Genomic DNA, 14,301 nt, shown 5'->3' on the forward strand with positions numbered 1-14,301 from the left:
TGTACCGCCAGATTCATCCGAAACTCAGCTTGAGGCTACAATCATGAACAAGGTTCTGACCCTGACCTGCGCGGTCATGCTCACTCCAGTTTTTGCACACGGCGCTTTCCAGCTCGATAGCCGCTATCAGGACGCAGACGGAGACCTGATCGCGGACATTCCCACCGAAGCCTCAAAACTGATAGACCCATCCACGCTGGTGTTTGCCTACACCCCGGTCGAAGATCCGGCGGTTTACAAAGAAGTCTGGTCGGAATTCCTGGATCACCTGGCAGAAACCACCGGCAAGAAGGTTCAGTTTTTCCCGGTTCAGTCCAACGCGGCCCAGATTGAAGCCATGCGCGCCGGGCGCCTGCACATTGCCGGTTTCAACACGGGTTCAAACCCGCTGGCCGTTGCCTGCGCTGGCTTGCGTCCGTTCGCCATGATGGCGGGCGCTGACGGTTCCTTCGGCTACGAGATGGAGATTCTCAGCTACCCGGGCTCCGGTATTGAAACGGTGGAAGACATTCGCGGTGGCAAGCTGGCATTCACCTCTCAAACGTCCAACTCAGGCTTCAAGGCCCCGTCTGCCATTCTGAAGGCCGACTACAACATGGTCGCGGGTGAAGACTTCGAACCGGTGTTCTCCGGCAAGCACGACAACTCGATCCTGGGTGTCGCCAACAAAGACTACCCGGCGGCAGCGGTTGCCAATTCTGTGCTCAAGCGCATGCTGCGCCGTGATGTGGTGAGCGAAGACCAGCTGGTCAGCCTGTACAAATCCCAGACCTTCCCGACCACCGGTTACGGCATTGCCCACAACCTGACCCCGGAACTCCAGCAGAAGATCCAGAACGCCTTCTTCTCCTTTGAGTGGGAAGGAACCGCACTTGAGGAAGAGTTTTCCAAGTCCGGTGAGGCCCAGTTCGTGCCCATTACCTTCAAGAACCACTGGGAAGTGATCCGTAAGATCGACGCTGCCAATGGCGTGGAATACAACTGTCGTTAATCAGTCAGGCGGTACTACGTGCTAAAACTGGATAAGGTTTCCAAAACCTATAAAACGGGTGACAAGGCCCTCCACCATGCCTGCTTCGAAGTTCCCGCCGGGCAGGTGGTTGGCCTGATCGGCCCTTCGGGCGCCGGTAAGTCCACGCTGATCCGATGTATCAACCGTTTGGTGGAGCCCTCATCGGGCTCCATTCAGTTGGGTGACACCGAGCTAACCGGCCTGAACCGGCGAGAGCTGCGCCGGGCACGGCGGCGAATCGGCATGATCTTTCAGGAATACGCTCTGGTCGAACGCCTGACCGTGATGGAAAACGTGTTATCAGGCCGGCTTGGATACCTGCCTGCCTGGCGGTCGTACTTCCGCAAGTTCACCGGCGACGATATTGCGCAGGCCTTCTCACTGCTGGACAAGGTCGGCCTGGCCGACTACGCCGACAAGCGGGCCGATGCTCTGTCAGGTGGGCAGCGGCAACGGGTGGGCATTGCCCGGGCTCTGGAACAGAATCCGGAGCTGCTGCTGGTGGACGAACCCACCGCCTCCCTCGACCCGAAAACCTCCCGGCAGATCATGCGGCTGATCCGCAGTGCCTGCCAGGAACGCAACCTGCCCGCCATCATCAACATTCACGACGTTCTGCTGGCCCAGCAGTTCTCTGACCGCATCATCGGCCTGCGGGCCGGTGAAATCGTGTTTGATGGGCCCCCGGACGCCCTGACGGACGACGTGCTGACGACCATCTACGGTGATGAAGACTGGACTCAACTGCGGGGTGAGAATGGTTCCGGAGATCAAGGCGAGGACGCCTCCGGCGTTGATCTGATGGAGAGCGCGTGATGCCCGGCAAGTCCACTGCACACACCTACCCCAGACATTGGAAACGCCCCCCACTGCTTCTGACTCACCCGTTCTGGCGCAAGGTTATCCTGCTGGGCGGGCTGGTTTACCTGATTCTGGCCATCCAGACCATCGAGGTAGACTGGCAGCGGGTGTACCTCGGGCTTGAACGGGGCTGGCGCTTTGTTCAGGGCTTTCTGGTGCCCGACTTCACCTCCCGCTGGAACGACATCTACGCAGGCCTGCTGGAAAGCCTGACCATGACTGTCACATCCACGGTCGCCGGCATTCTGGTGTCCGTGCCGATCGGGATTGGCGCTGCCCGGAACCTTGCACCGGCACCGGTTTACCTGGCCTGCCGGGGCATTATCACCGTGTCCCGGTCGTTTCAGGAGGTGATCATCGCCATCCTGTTGGTGGCCATGTTCGGTTTCGGCCCCTTCGCCGGTTTTCTGACCCTGGCCTTCGCCACCATCGGCTTTCTGTCGAAACTCCTGGCCGAGGAAATCGAGGACTGCGACCGCAGCCAGATAGAAGCCGTGCGCGCCACGGGCGCCAGTTGGTGGCAAGTGGTGAACTACGCCGTTCAGCCACAGGTAATGCCGCGTCTCGTAGGGCTGTCGCTGTACCGTTTTGACATCAACTTCCGGGAGTCCGCGGTCATCGGGATTGTCGGCGCCGGAGGCATCGGGGCCACCCTGAACACCGCCATCGACCGCTACGAGTATGACTCAGCCGGTGCCGTGCTGATCATCATCATCGCCATCGTTCTGGTGGTGGAGTATTCATCTTCTTACATTCGCAGGTGGGTTCAGTGAACCATTCATCCCTCAACCCACAATGGCACTACCGCACCCCCGGGCAATCCCTGCTGCGCTGGCTTGGCTGGTTCTGGCTGGTGGCCTTTACGGTCGTGTGCTGGCAGATCATGAACGAGAACACCATCTGGGCGTTCGTCAGCGATGCGCCGCAACAGGCCGCCGACATCGGCGGGCGGATGTTCCCTCCCGCCTGGGGCTACATCAACAACCTCTGGCATCCGTTGTGGGATACTCTCAATATCGCCACCCTGGGCACCCTGCTGGGCGTTCTGTTCGCGATTCCCGTCGCTTTCATGGCCGCCACCAACACCACCCCCAGCGTCCGTTTCGTCCGGCCACTGGCCCTGCTTATCATTGTCTCGTCCCGGTCCATCAATTCGCTGATCTGGGCACTGCTGCTGGTCGCCATCATCGGCCCGGGCCTGCTGGCCGGCATCGTTGCCATTGGCCTGCGATCCATCGGTTTCGTCGCCAAGCTGCTCTACGAGGCCATTGAGGAAATCGACGAAAAGCAGGTCGAGGCCATCCGGGCCACTGGAGCCTCCGGCGCTCAGGTGATTGACTACGCGGTGGTTCCCCAGATTCTGCCCGCGTTCTGGGGCATCAGCGTGTTCCGCTGGGACATCAATATTCGCGAGTCCACCATTCTCGGTCTGGTCGGCGCAGGCGGATTGGGCATTCAGCTCAACGCGTCCCTGAGTACACTGGCCTGGAACCAGGTAGCCATGATTTTCATCGTGATCCTCGGGACCGTCGTGATTTCCGAGTGGGTTTCTGCGAGAGTGCGACAAGCAGTACTCTGAGGTAAGCATGGATAATCATCCGACGTCGTTTGCCGGCGTTACCCCCACACCCGCCTGGGCCTTTGCCCAGTACCAACGCGTCCGCGCCACCCTGCCGGAGGGCCTGCCCGCGCACCGACAGCCGAAAACCCAAACACTGGATTCACTCGCTCCGCTCCTTGAGCAGTTCCGGGTGTTTGTATTTGATGCCTTTGGCGTGCTGAACACTGGCAGCCGTGCGTTTCCCTCCGCCATTGAGCGTATCCGGCAGCTGCAGTCGCTGGATAAGACGGTCATGATCCTGTCCAACGCGGCCACGGCCAGCCACGCCGCCCTGGTCAGGAAATATCAGCAGATGGGGTTCGCCATTGCTCCGGAAAACCTTGTCTCCAGCCGCTGGGTACTGGAGCAGCGGCTGCGTTCAGCACCGGTGCCCGGTCGGTATGGCGTCCTGGCGCCAGCGTCCTCAGAGCCCGACACACTGCCGGTGGACGGACATCCGGTACTGCCCGAAACCACAGGCGGACAGCTGGATACTTTCGACGGCTTTATCTTCCTCAGCAGCGAAGGCTGGAATGAAACGGACCACGACACGCTGGCGGACAATCTGAAACGACGGCCTCGCCCGGTGATTGTGGCCAACCCAGACCTGGTCGCCCCCCGGGGTGATTGCCTGACTCTGGAACCCGGGTTCTTCGCCCACCGGCTGATGGACCAGTGCGACACCCTTCCGGAGTTTTTCGGCAAGCCCTATCAGCCCGCCTTCCAGGCGATACTGGATAAAGTTCCGGGAATCCCGGCCGGGGACATCCTGATGGTAGGGGACACCCTGCACACCGATATTCTTGGCGGTCAGGCAGCGGGCATGAAAACCCTGCTGGTTACGGAGGAAGGATCGTTGAAGGGAATGGACATTCCGGACTGCATTGCGCAGTCCGGAATCGCACCGGACTATATGGCTCCGGCCATTTGAGCCCGGTTACTGACCGGACTTAAGCATTTCCCAGTACTTTGCATAAACCTGCAGGGCTTCATCGCCAATGTCGGTCTGGAACTCCGCGTTGACCATATCCTCCGGGGTCGGGTAACTGGCCCGGTCGTTGGCGACTTCCTCGTCCAGCAGTTCACGGGCAGGGACAACCGGTGTGGCATAGCCAATGTCTTCGCTGATCAGTGCGGCAATTTCCGGGCGCAGCACAAAGCTGATGAACTGGTGAGCAGCGTCTGGGTTCTTGGCGTTTTTGGGGATCACGAAGCTGTCGAGCCAGACAATCGTGCCTTCCTCAGGATACACATATTCCAGCGCTGGCAGTGCTTCCCGGCCCATCACCGCTTCACCGTTCCAGATCATTCCGACATCCGTCTCGCCTTCAAGGTATGGCATACGCGGCGCGTCGGAGTTGAACGTGCGTACCGACAGCATCAGCTCGGTCAGCTTGTTATAGGCCGCCTCGATCTCTTCCGGATTGGTGCTGTTGCCGGAATAACCCAGTACCCGCAGGGCAACGTGGAATACTTCGCGCATATCGTTCGTCATCATTAACCGGCCCTGAAAACGCTCATCCCAGAGGTCGGCCCAGGCGGTTACGTCGCCCTCAACGTCGGCGGTATCTACCGCAATGCCGGTGGTGCCCCAAAGGTAAGGCACACTGTACTTATTCTCAGGATCGACCGGCAGATTGACCAGCTCGGGGTCGACACTGTCAAAGCCTTCAATCTTACTCGGGTCGACGGCCATCAGCAGGCCTTCGTTGCTCATCTTGCTGACGTAATACGTGGACGGAACGGCCAGATCGTAGGCGGCACTGTCGTCCAGCAGTTTCAGGCGGGCATACATAGCCTCGTTGCTGTCATAGGTGGTGTACACCACCTGGATGCCGGTTTCATCGGTGAACCGATCCAGCACTTCCTGGGGCATGTACTCCGACCAGTTGTACAGGTTCAGAACCTGCGGTTCTTCCGAGCTGCACCCGGACAATCCCAGCGCAAGCACGCCGGCCAGTACCAGTCTCTTCATCGTTTGCTCCTTAGCAGTATCCATTGAGACAAGATCAACATAACCAGCGAAAACGCCAGCAACAGCGTGCCCAGGGCATTCACCTCGGGCTTGAGGCCCACCCGCACCATGGAGTAGATGCGCAGGGGCAGAATTTCATAACTCGGGCCACTGACAAAGGTGCTCACCACCACGTCGTCCAGCGACAGGGTGAAACCCAGCAGCCAGCCCGCCAGCAACGCGGGCATGATCACCGGGATCAGCACGGTGCGGGTCATGGTGAAGTCGTTAGCGCCCAAGTCCCGGGCGGCCTCCGGCAGCCGTTCATCAAAACCACTGAGCCGGGCCATCACCGTGATCACCACAAACGGCAGGCAGAAGGTCACGTGGGCCAGCAACAGCGAGACGTAGCCCAATTGCAGCCCCACCAGCAAGAACACCGCCAGCAGCGAGATGGCCAGCACAATTTCCGGCGACATCATCACCACAAACAACATGCCATTGAGCACATTCTTGCCACGGAACCGGTAGCGGTGCAGGGCCAGGGCGGTCAGCGCACCGATCAGGGTGGACACCGTCGCCGCCGACAACGCCAGCCACAGCGAATTCCACATGGCGCGCACCATGGCCCGGTTGTTGAACAGGGCCTCGTACCAACGCAGGCTCAGCCCCCCCCACTCGTAACCGGTACGGGAATCGTTGAAAGAGAACACCACCAGCACGGCGATGGGGATGTACAACAGCAGATACACCAGCGTCAGGTAGGTACGGGGCAGCCAGCGGTTCATACGCCGTCCTCCCCGATGCGACGCTTACTGAGCTTGTGGGCAAACATCAGAAGTGCCATGGCCAGGGTCAGCATGATGCTGGCCGCCGCACCGAAGGGCCAGTTGCGGGCATCCAGAAACTGATTCTTGATCACATTGCCCACCAGCAGGTTGCGGGAACCGCCCAGAATATCCGGCACGAAGAACAGCCCCATGGCTGGCAGCAGCACCAGCATGACACCGGCCAGCACGCCCGGCAGGGTCAGCGGCACGATCACGTGTACAAAGGTGGCCAAACGCCCGGCCCCCAGATCGTGGGAAGCCCGCAAAAGGTCTTCCCGCAGATCCTCGAACACCGAGTACAGAGGCAGGATCATGAACGGTAATAACAGATAGACCAGGCCAATAATGACCGCAAACTCGGTGTACAGCAGCTGCACCGGCTCATCAATCCAGCCCAGGGCCATCAGGCCATTATTCAGCAAGCCGTTGGTGGCAAGAATCAGCTTCAGGGCGTAGGTACGCACCAGGGAGTTGGTCCAGAAGGGCACCACCAGCAGGAAAATCAGCAACACCTGATGACGCTTGCCCACCTTGGATAAGGCCCAGGCAAAGGGATAGCCAACCAGCAAACAGATCAGCGTGGTCATCGCCGCCATGTACAGGGAGTTAAGGAATACATCCAGGTACAGCGGATTGAGCAACTGGCGGTAGGCATCCAGCGTCAACGGCAAGGAGATGAAGGTGGCCGGATCCCGGGTCATCAGGCTGGCGCCAACCACCAGCAGGTTCGGGGTCAGCACCAGAAACAGCAACCAGCCCCAGACCAGAACCAGCACCGCCGTGCGAAACGGCTGCTGCATCAGGTTACGCATCGATCGCATCTTCCTCGGGAACGTCTTCCGGTTCCGCCGGCAAAAGCCATTCCCAGCCGTCCACCCAGCTCACCCGCACGGGTTCACCCAGCCGGTAGTCGAAGGTGGGGTCGTCTTCGTCAAAAAACTCCGACGCCAGCACTTCGGTGCCATCGTCCAGATGTATCACCGAATCCAGGGTGCTGCCCTTGTAGTTACGTTCCACCACCTTGCCGGCCACGCCATCCTCATCGCTCGGCGCCAGCACCCGGATATCCTCGGGGCGCAACAGTACGTGCAGAGGCTGCCCGGGCGACACCGAAAAATCCGGCTTGCGGAAAGTCCGCTTAAGCCCGAACACGTCTACGGTAATGGTGTCATCATCGTTGGTGTTATCGACCGTGCCCGGGAAGAAATTGGTCTCACCCACAAAGCGTGCGGTAAACAGGTTGGCGGGGCGTTCGTAGACTTCCCGAGGCGTGCCCAGTTGCTGGATCAGGCCATCTTTCAGCACCACCACCCGGTCGGACATGGACAGGGCTTCTTCCTGATCGTGGGTCACGAAGATAAAGGTGATTCCCAGCTCCCGCTGCAGGCGCTTGAGCTCCACCTGCATGGTTCTGCGCAGCTTGTAGTCGAGCGCCGACAGGGGCTCGTCCAGCAACAATACCTTCGGCCGTTTCACCACGGCCCGGGCAATGGCCACCCGTTGCTGCTGGCCACCGGATAACTGATGAGGTTTGCGGCGCATGAAATCTTCCAGCTGCACCATCGCCAGAGCCTCTTCTACCCGCTGGCGAATTTCGTCTTTTGGCCGCTTCTCCATTTTCAGGCCATAGGCCACGTTGTCGAACACCGACATGTGAGGAAACAGCGCGTAGTTCTGGAACACGGTGTTCAGTGGCCGGTACTCCGGTTCGGTATAGGTCAGATCCTGGCCGCCCAGGGTGATCGACCCTTCATCCGGGTGTTCAAAACCGGCCATCATCCGTAGCAGCGTGGTTTTACCACAACCGGACGGGCCCAGCAGCGTCAGGAATTCGCCGTCAAAGATATCCAGATCCAGTGCATCCAGTACCTTTTTGCCGTCGAACTGTTTGGTGAGGTTTCGCAGTGTTAGCAGTGTCTGTTTCATTGGCCCGGCCCAAAAAAAGAGCGGCGTATTCTTCCAGAAACCGCCGTAAACAAAAAGAGGCGTCGGGATATTCCCTCATCCCGCACGCCCCTTGCCCTGCAGCCGGATTTACAACCGCTTCCCGGCGCCGGTTTTACTGGTCGGCCACACTGTTCAGATAGGCCTTGTCGGAGATGTTAGTCCACTTGCGGACCTTTTTCAGGTAATCCCGCTGGGAGGTAATGATTTCCCTGGCCAGCGGGTCTTTCGCGGCTTCTTCCTCAAGCAGGCGGTGGGTGGTCTCACGCAGGGCGTCGATCACCTCTGGTGGGAATACCTTGTGGGTTACCTGGGGGTACTGTTCTTTCATCTTGTCCCAGGCTTCGGCACTGTCATTGGTGCTCTGAATGTACATATCATAGGCGGCGGTGCGCATGGCCACTCGCACAATTTCCTGCAGGTCTTCCGGCAGCTTGTTCCAGGCCTTGGTGCTGATCAGGAACTGGACTTCGGCACCCGGCTCCTGCCAGCCGGAGTAGTAATAGTTGGCAATCTGGTGAAAGCCCATGGGGAAATCCAGGGCCGGAGCCACCCACTCCAGAGCGTCGATGGTGCCGCGCTCCAGAGCCGTGTAAAGCTCGCCCGGCGGCAGGTTAGTCACCGCCACACCCAGCTCGGACATTACCTCTCCGGCAAAGCCCGGAGTGCGCATTTTCAGGCCCTTGAGGTCATCCAGTGATTTGATTTCCTTTCGGAACCAGCCACCCATCTGGTTACCGGTGTTGCCGCCCGGGAAGGACATAAGACCAAACGGCTCATACACTTTCTGCATCAGCTCCATACCGCCGCCATGGTAAAACCAAGCGTACTGTTCCTGTGCCAGCAGGCCAAACGGAATGGTGGTGAAGTACATGGCGTTGGGGATGATGCCCTTGTAGTAATAGGACGCCGTGTGGCCCATGTCGTACTGGCCGTTACGCACCATGTCGAAAATACCGAAAGGAGCCTTGTGCTTGTTGGCGGAATCGATACGCACTTCAATCCGGCCGCCAGACATGGTTTCGACCAGGTTCTCGAAGTGTTTGGTGGTTTCACCCAGAATCGGGGAGTTCGGCCCCCAGGTTTCCGCCAGGCGAAGGGTGTAGGTTTTGTCTGCCAAAGCCTGAACGCTGAATGCGGACGCGGCCACTGCGACAGCCGCAAGTAGGGTTTTGCGAAGAGTCATGGTACGGGCTTCCGTTTGTTATCGTTTATATCGATTGTCACTAACGGTAGCCATGATAGCGGGCTGTCAGCGCTTCTGAAAGCCCGCAGCCCGCGGCTTTGTTTCTACATTCGTACCATGCGTGCTTCCAGCAGAAGCGTGGGACCAATTTTGGCCACCTTGACCCGGTCAGGATCCAGCCCCAGGCCCTCAAGCGCTTCCTGCACTTCATCCATGGCAGTCTCGGCGGGGGCGGCCAGCAGCAGCTCCTGAATCGACTCAAGAATCATCCTCACTGGCACGGTAATGAAGTACACAGAGATCACCAGCATCATTGCCGGGTCGGCATACACCGACAGATGCGACCAGCGGCTCTGCTCCAGTAACCAGGCGCCCGCAAAACCCAGCATTACCGCCACACTCAAAGCGGTATCCATCAGCCACTGGCGTTTTTCCGCGTTCACCAGGCCAGAACCCGAACGTTGGCTACTCCAGTGCAGGTAAAACCAGACCAGACCACAGCCCACGACATTCACCAGGCCGAACAGTACCGCCATGCTGGCCTCAACCGGCCGGCCGCCCTGCACCAGGGCGACAATGGCTGAACCCAGGGACAGTACGCAAAGAACCGCAATCACCAGGCCCTTGACGGCAATCACCAGGGGCTCAACAGCACCGAATCCAAACGGGTACCGGGCATTGGCCGGGCGGCGCACCAGACGGGCGGCGTAGAGAGAAAGAAGGGACAGCACCAGGCTGATCAGGGAGTAGGCACCGTCGAACAGAATCACCATGGATTCCACCCAGAGCCCCCACACAATTCCGGCCACTGCAAACATCGCAGCACCGGCAGCAGAAATTGTCAGCGCCATATTTTCCCGCGCCAGAGAAGTAAACATTTTGACCTCCTGAGAAGAGGAAGCCATATTATGGCCATTCGATCATTTCACTAAGTCAGTGAGCGCCGGTCATTCCGTCGCTACGGAGTACCCCCTATGAAAACCTCCCAGATCCGGACATTCCTGGCCGTGGTTCAAAACGGCAGTGTTGCCGCCGCCGCACGGGAGCTGAACCGCAGCCGGACGACCGTCAGTACGGTACTGGCGGCACTGGAAGATGAGCTGGGCGTGGCGCTGTTCGAGCGCTCCGGCAACCGACTGGAGCTGACCACCATTGGCCAGTCGATACTGACCGACTGCCGGCGACTGGATCAGGTCGCCGGGCAGATCATGGCCCGCTGCCAGCATCACCTCAGCGGCGCTGAATCGGTATTGCGCATCGCCCGGGACGACTCCATTCCCGAAGAAATCTGGCGGGATATTCTGCGCCGCCTGAAACAGCGGTTTCCAAAAACCAGCCTGTCGGTGTACCTGGCGCCACCCCGGGAACTGACCTCACTGGTCAGCAACCAGGCGGTCGATGTGGCTTACGGCCTGATGCCAGAGTTGCTGAGTGAGGGCTATCAATGGTTCCGGGAACTGGCGGATGTGCGGATGTTAACGGTGGCCGCCCCGGAGCATCCGCTAAGCCAGCTGAAACGGGTGGGACAGGACGATCTGATTGGCCACACCGAGGTGACTCTGGCCTATATGGACGAATCCGGGCTGGTGGCAGAATCGCCGGAAACCGCCAACTACCTGGCGTTCACTCAGTACGAACTGATTCGGGATGCGGTGATTGAAGGTGCGGGCTGGGCCGATCTGCCCCTGCCTTTGATTGCCGAGGCGCTACGCAAAGAACAGCTGAAAACCATCCACCACCGCAGTGCCCAGTGGTGGAAGGTGTTCAGTGCCCTGGAGTCTGAACAGGCCCAGGGCGGCGCGGTGGTAGGCTGGCTGGCCAATGAGCTGGAGGCCTATCTGGAGCCCCACGCCTGATCTGCAAGCTTTATACCTTGAACTGCGCCACCAGTTCCCGCAAGTGCTCACCCAGTCGCGCCAGCTCATGGCTGGCCTCGTTGGTCTGGGTAACCCCGGTATCACTGCGCTGGGCGGCATCCACAATGCGCACCACGTTCTGGTTGATCTCTTCCGCCACCTGGCTTTGTTGCTCCGCAGCCGTGGCAATCTGAGTCACTTGATCGTGAATCTGCGTGATGGAGGTGACAATGGTGTTCAGAGCCGTGGTTGCATGGTTGATCCGCTCCACCGTCGCTTCCGAGCTCTGTCGGGAGTGGTTCATCCGTTCCACCGAGGCTTTTGATTCGGTAACAAATCCGTCAATCATCTCACGGATCTGGTCAGCGGATTCCGCTGAGCGCTTGGCCAGTTGCCGAACCTCGTCTGCCACTACCGAGAAGCCCCGGCCGTGCTCACCGGCACGGGCAGCTTCAATCGCGGCGTTCAGTGCCAACAGGTTGGTCTGCTCGGTCACCGCATGGATGACATCCAGCACCTGCTGGATATCATTGGACTTCTCCGCCAGCGCGTTGATACTGAGGGCGGTTGCCTCCATTTCTTCGGACAACTGATTCACAGAACCTTGGGCACTGCTGATGGTTTCTCCACCTTCCTTGGCCATCCGGTCCGCATCGGAGGCTGCGCCTTCCACTTCGTTGGCATTGCCGGAAATCTGCTGGATCGTTGCCGCCATCTCATTGATCGCAGAGGCAATCTGATCAGTTTCAGAGCCCTGCTCCTGCACCGACTGGCGGGTTTCATTGGCCACCCGGCTGAGCTCCTCGGCCGCCGAAGCCACCTGGTCGGTGGTGGAGCCCACCTCGCGGATCGTGTTCTGAATCTTGATCACGAAATGGTTGAAGCGCCGGCCCAGCTCCGCCAGTTCATCGCGGCCATCTTCGGGCAGCCGCTGGCGCAGATCGCCATCGCCCTCGGCAATTTCCTGCATCATGTCGCTGACTCGGGCCAGAGGTGCGGTTACGGTGCGGCCAACGATCAGGCCGATCACCAACGCCACCAGCACAACCAGTACCGACACCGCAAAAATAACCGTCAGGGCAGACGCCATGGATTCATCAATCTTGTCCCGGGCGCGCTCAACCTGAGTCTGAATGTCGGTTACGTATACCCCGGCGCCAATCATCCAGTCCCAGCCAGGAATAATGCTGGAATAAGAAACTTTGGGCTCGATCTGGCCAGACGCCGGGTTCATCCAGTCGTAGGGCATAAAGCCGTCGCCAGTGGCGGCATCAAACAGACCGAATACCAGCTTTCGTGTATTCGGGTTGGTGGTAGGGCCCTCTTTGGAGGGATCCGGGGCATAGGCCAGGTTATCTGCCTGCCGCGTATAGGCAAACACATAGTTGTTCTGGCCGAACTTGATAGAACGCAATCGATTGCGGGCTTCTTCTTTTGCCTCGACTTCTGTCAGGCCGGGCCTTGCTTTGGCTTCCAGCACCACGGATCGGGCACTTTCGATGAGATTTTTCAGGCCTTCCTTACGAGACTCAAGCAATCCTTGCTCCAACCGACGAAGCTCCGCCTCACCGTTCGTCCTGATCTGGTTCGCGGTTACCAGCGCAATAACCACGGCCGTGACAATAACCGGCAACAATACACCGATCAGCAACCGGGTTCGGATTTTCAACTTGCTTATGAAGGTCATGAATTCTGCTCCGGAGTTCCACTACCTGGCGACCTGGGCGGCCAATACAGGGGCAACATGCATACGCAACTATACTTATCGGCAGCGCAAGCACCCGCTTGAGCCGGTGACCGTTTGTATATGAAGCCCTTGGCCCAGTCAAAGACTTGCACCCGGAGAAGCAAAGGTCTATTACGGTTACTGCAAAAGACAGGAGATAGCGTCAGCAACGTTCGGATGCGGGCTGTGGATCCCGGGGCACCCCCTCATCGCACTTTTTGCAATCCAGCTCAAAACCCAACATCGACTGGCGCCCATCGGGCGTGATCACCCAGGGCCGGTTTACCCAGGGCGGCTGGTGACGAACGTGCTGATTATGGCCACAGGCCAGCTGGGCCACCCAGTGATCTTCTTCGTCTTTGTGGTATCCGGTAATCGGCTGCTTCATGCCTGAGCCACCTTGCGCTCCCGCCCCGCCCAGGCTGACCAGGAGTAGATAGCGAGCGCGATCCAGATCAGCACAAAACTGATCAGTTTGCCGGTGCTGAGCGGCTCATCAAACACAAACAGGGCAATCAGAAACTGAATGGTCGGATTTATGTACATTAGAAAGCCCACAGTCGAGAGTTTCAGCCGCCGGGCCGCTCCGGCAAACGCCAGCAAAGGCACCGCAGTAACCACGCCACTGGATGCCAGCAGCAGGGCATTTGAGGCACTGCCCGAGAAATGGGACAGCCCCATGGAAGAAATCACAGCCAGGGTCAGCAAACCCAGCGGCAACAGCAGCAGGGTTTCCACAAACAAACCGGACAAGCCGTCCAGCTCCACCTTCTTGCGCAACAGGCCATAGGTGCCAAAACTGAATGCCAGCACCAGAGTAATCCAGGGCAGTTCGCCCAGCAAAACCAGCTGAAACAGAATGGCCGCGCCCGCCAGCACCACCGCCACCATCTGCAGTTTCGAGATACGTTCCGACAACACCACCATGGCCAGACCCACGTTTACCAATGGGGTCAGGAAGTAGCCCAGACTGGCCTGCAATACATGCCGGGTTTCAACAGCGTAAATATAGATCCCCCAGTTAATGGCAATAAACACGGCACAGCCAAGCACAAAACCCAGCCGCTTCGGTTGTTTCAAGGCCGCCAATACCGGTGGCCAGCGCTTCAGCAGGCTGATCACCACTGCCAGGAACAGGCAGGACCAGATCACCCGGTGGATCAGAACTTCCCACGCAGGGATGCCGCCAAACAACGCGAAATACAGGGGAAAACAGCCCCACAGGGTATAAGCGCCCAGCCCGTAAGCGACACCCCGGGTGGATTCGTTGGTTACTTTCATAGCTTCCTCATCAAACGGGCATGTAATCTAGCACAGAGCACCGGAAATGGC

The 14,301-nt window shown here is 59.0% G+C and carries 15 protein-coding genes; 6 read left to right on the top strand and 9 right to left on the bottom strand.

The annotated features are described in order from the left end of the window. Nucleotides 1–43: 43 nt before the first annotated feature. The 5 genes from phnD to C7H09_RS01520 are packed head-to-tail and all read left to right on the top strand — an operon-like array spanning nucleotide 44 to nucleotide 4,404. Nucleotides 44–991: a phosphate/phosphite/phosphonate ABC transporter substrate-binding protein gene (gene phnD, locus C7H09_RS01500; protein WP_106760891.1), complete on the top strand. Its 948-nt coding sequence runs from the start codon at nucleotides 44–46 to the stop codon at nucleotides 989–991. An 18-nt stretch (nucleotides 992–1,009) separates the two neighbouring features. Then, nucleotides 1,010–1,828 carry a phosphonate ABC transporter ATP-binding protein gene (gene phnC / locus C7H09_RS01505; RefSeq protein ID WP_106760892.1) on the top strand — a complete coding sequence of 273 codons (819 nt, stop codon included), beginning with the start codon at nucleotides 1,010–1,012 and terminating at the stop codon, nucleotides 1,826–1,828. Then, the gene (phnE, locus tag C7H09_RS01510) at nucleotides 1,828–2,646 is read left to right on the top strand and encodes a phosphonate ABC transporter, permease protein PhnE (RefSeq protein WP_029654270.1); all 819 of its coding nucleotides are present in this window, start codon (nucleotides 1,828–1,830) and stop codon (nucleotides 2,644–2,646) included. The genes phnC and phnE (C7H09_RS01510) overlap by 1 nt, the downstream gene beginning before the upstream one ends. Then, a complete protein-coding gene (phnE, locus tag C7H09_RS01515; protein WP_106760893.1) occupies nucleotides 2,643–3,452 on the top strand; it encodes a phosphonate ABC transporter, permease protein PhnE in 810 nt (269 codons plus the stop codon). The genes phnE (C7H09_RS01510) and phnE (C7H09_RS01515) overlap by 4 nt, the downstream gene beginning before the upstream one ends. Nucleotides 3,453–3,459: 7 nt before the next feature. Then, nucleotides 3,460–4,404, top strand: coding sequence for an HAD-IIA family hydrolase (locus C7H09_RS01520; protein ID WP_106760894.1), 945 nt, complete (start codon nucleotides 3,460–3,462; stop codon nucleotides 4,402–4,404). A 6-nt stretch (nucleotides 4,405–4,410) separates the two neighbouring features. On the opposite strand, the gene C7H09_RS01525 is transcribed toward C7H09_RS01520, so the two are convergent. From C7H09_RS01525 to C7H09_RS01550, 6 genes are all read right to left on the bottom strand, one after another. After that, complete coding sequence (locus C7H09_RS01525) at nucleotides 4,411–5,448, bottom strand: extracellular solute-binding protein (RefSeq protein ID WP_106760895.1); 1,038 nt, start codon at nucleotides 5,446–5,448, stop codon at nucleotides 4,411–4,413. Next, nucleotides 5,445–6,215, bottom strand: a complete 771-nt coding sequence (gene potC / locus C7H09_RS01530; RefSeq protein WP_106760896.1) for a spermidine/putrescine ABC transporter permease PotC — start codon at nucleotides 6,213–6,215, stop codon at nucleotides 5,445–5,447. The genes C7H09_RS01525 and potC overlap by 4 nt, the downstream gene beginning before the upstream one ends. Next, a complete protein-coding gene (gene potB / locus C7H09_RS01535) occupies nucleotides 6,212–7,069 on the bottom strand; it encodes a spermidine/putrescine ABC transporter permease PotB (protein ID WP_106760897.1) in 858 nt (285 codons plus the stop codon). The genes potC and potB overlap by 4 nt, the downstream gene beginning before the upstream one ends. Further along, a complete protein-coding gene (gene potA / locus C7H09_RS01540) occupies nucleotides 7,062–8,183 on the bottom strand; it encodes a spermidine/putrescine ABC transporter ATP-binding protein PotA (protein ID WP_106760898.1) in 1,122 nt (373 codons plus the stop codon). Before potA ends, potB begins: the two co-directional genes overlap by 8 nt. Nucleotides 8,184–8,316: 133 nt before the next feature. Beyond that, complete coding sequence (locus tag C7H09_RS01545; RefSeq protein WP_106760899.1) at nucleotides 8,317–9,387, bottom strand: TRAP transporter substrate-binding protein; 1,071 nt, start codon at nucleotides 9,385–9,387, stop codon at nucleotides 8,317–8,319. Between the two features lie 104 nt (nucleotides 9,388–9,491). After that, nucleotides 9,492–10,265 carry a cation diffusion facilitator family transporter gene (locus C7H09_RS01550; protein ID WP_106760900.1) on the bottom strand — a complete coding sequence of 258 codons (774 nt, stop codon included), beginning with the start codon at nucleotides 10,263–10,265 and terminating at the stop codon, nucleotides 9,492–9,494. Between the two features lie 96 nt (nucleotides 10,266–10,361). Between C7H09_RS01550 and C7H09_RS01555 the strand changes: the two genes are divergently transcribed. Further along, a complete protein-coding gene (locus C7H09_RS01555; RefSeq protein ID WP_106760901.1) occupies nucleotides 10,362–11,243 on the top strand; it encodes a LysR family transcriptional regulator in 882 nt (293 codons plus the stop codon). A 10-nt stretch (nucleotides 11,244–11,253) separates the two neighbouring features. On the opposite strand, the gene C7H09_RS01560 is transcribed toward C7H09_RS01555, so the two are convergent. From C7H09_RS01560 to rarD, 3 genes are all read right to left on the bottom strand, one after another. Next, complete coding sequence (locus C7H09_RS01560; RefSeq protein ID WP_106760902.1) at nucleotides 11,254–12,930, bottom strand: methyl-accepting chemotaxis protein; 1,677 nt, start codon at nucleotides 12,928–12,930, stop codon at nucleotides 11,254–11,256. A gap of 202 nt (nucleotides 12,931–13,132) precedes the next feature. Beyond that, nucleotides 13,133–13,357, bottom strand: coding sequence for a DUF3565 domain-containing protein (locus tag C7H09_RS01565; protein ID WP_106760903.1), 225 nt, complete (start codon nucleotides 13,355–13,357; stop codon nucleotides 13,133–13,135). Continuing rightward, a complete protein-coding gene (rarD, locus tag C7H09_RS01570; protein ID WP_106760904.1) occupies nucleotides 13,354–14,250 on the bottom strand; it encodes an EamA family transporter RarD in 897 nt (298 codons plus the stop codon). The genes C7H09_RS01565 and rarD overlap by 4 nt, the downstream gene beginning before the upstream one ends. Nucleotides 14,251–14,301 lie beyond the last annotated feature (51 nt).

Origin of the sequence: Marinobacter fuscus (assembly GCF_003007675.1) — a bacterium.
Lineage (GTDB): Bacteria > Pseudomonadota > Gammaproteobacteria > Pseudomonadales > Oleiphilaceae > Marinobacter > Marinobacter fuscus.

Coding starts and splice junctions, on each gene's coding strand:
- C7H09_RS01525 (WP_106760895.1), bottom strand. CDS start 5,448: ATGAAGAGACTGGTACTGGCCGGCGTGCTTGCGCTGGGATTGTCCGGG.
- C7H09_RS01560 (WP_106760902.1), bottom strand. CDS start 12,930: ATGACCTTCATAAGCAAGTTGAAAATCCGAACCCGGTTGCTGATCGGT.
- C7H09_RS01550 (WP_106760900.1), bottom strand. CDS start 10,265: ATGTTTACTTCTCTGGCGCGGGAAAATATGGCGCTGACAATTTCTGCT.
- C7H09_RS01565 (WP_106760903.1), bottom strand. CDS start 13,357: ATGAAGCAGCCGATTACCGGATACCACAAAGACGAAGAAGATCACTGG.
- potB (WP_106760897.1), bottom strand. CDS start 7,069: ATGCGTAACCTGATGCAGCAGCCGTTTCGCACGGCGGTGCTGGTTCTG.
- potA (WP_106760898.1), bottom strand. CDS start 8,183: ATGAAACAGACACTGCTAACACTGCGAAACCTCACCAAACAGTTCGAC.
- C7H09_RS01545 (WP_106760899.1), bottom strand. CDS start 9,387: ATGACTCTTCGCAAAACCCTACTTGCGGCTGTCGCAGTGGCCGCGTCC.
- C7H09_RS01520 (WP_106760894.1), top strand. CDS start 3,460: ATGGATAATCATCCGACGTCGTTTGCCGGCGTTACCCCCACACCCGCC.
- phnD (WP_106760891.1), top strand. CDS start 44: ATGAACAAGGTTCTGACCCTGACCTGCGCGGTCATGCTCACTCCAGTT.
- rarD (WP_106760904.1), bottom strand. CDS start 14,250: ATGAAAGTAACCAACGAATCCACCCGGGGTGTCGCTTACGGGCTGGGC.
- C7H09_RS01555 (WP_106760901.1), top strand. CDS start 10,362: ATGAAAACCTCCCAGATCCGGACATTCCTGGCCGTGGTTCAAAACGGC.
- potC (WP_106760896.1), bottom strand. CDS start 6,215: ATGAACCGCTGGCTGCCCCGTACCTACCTGACGCTGGTGTATCTGCTG.
- phnE (WP_029654270.1), top strand. CDS start 1,828: ATGCCCGGCAAGTCCACTGCACACACCTACCCCAGACATTGGAAACGC.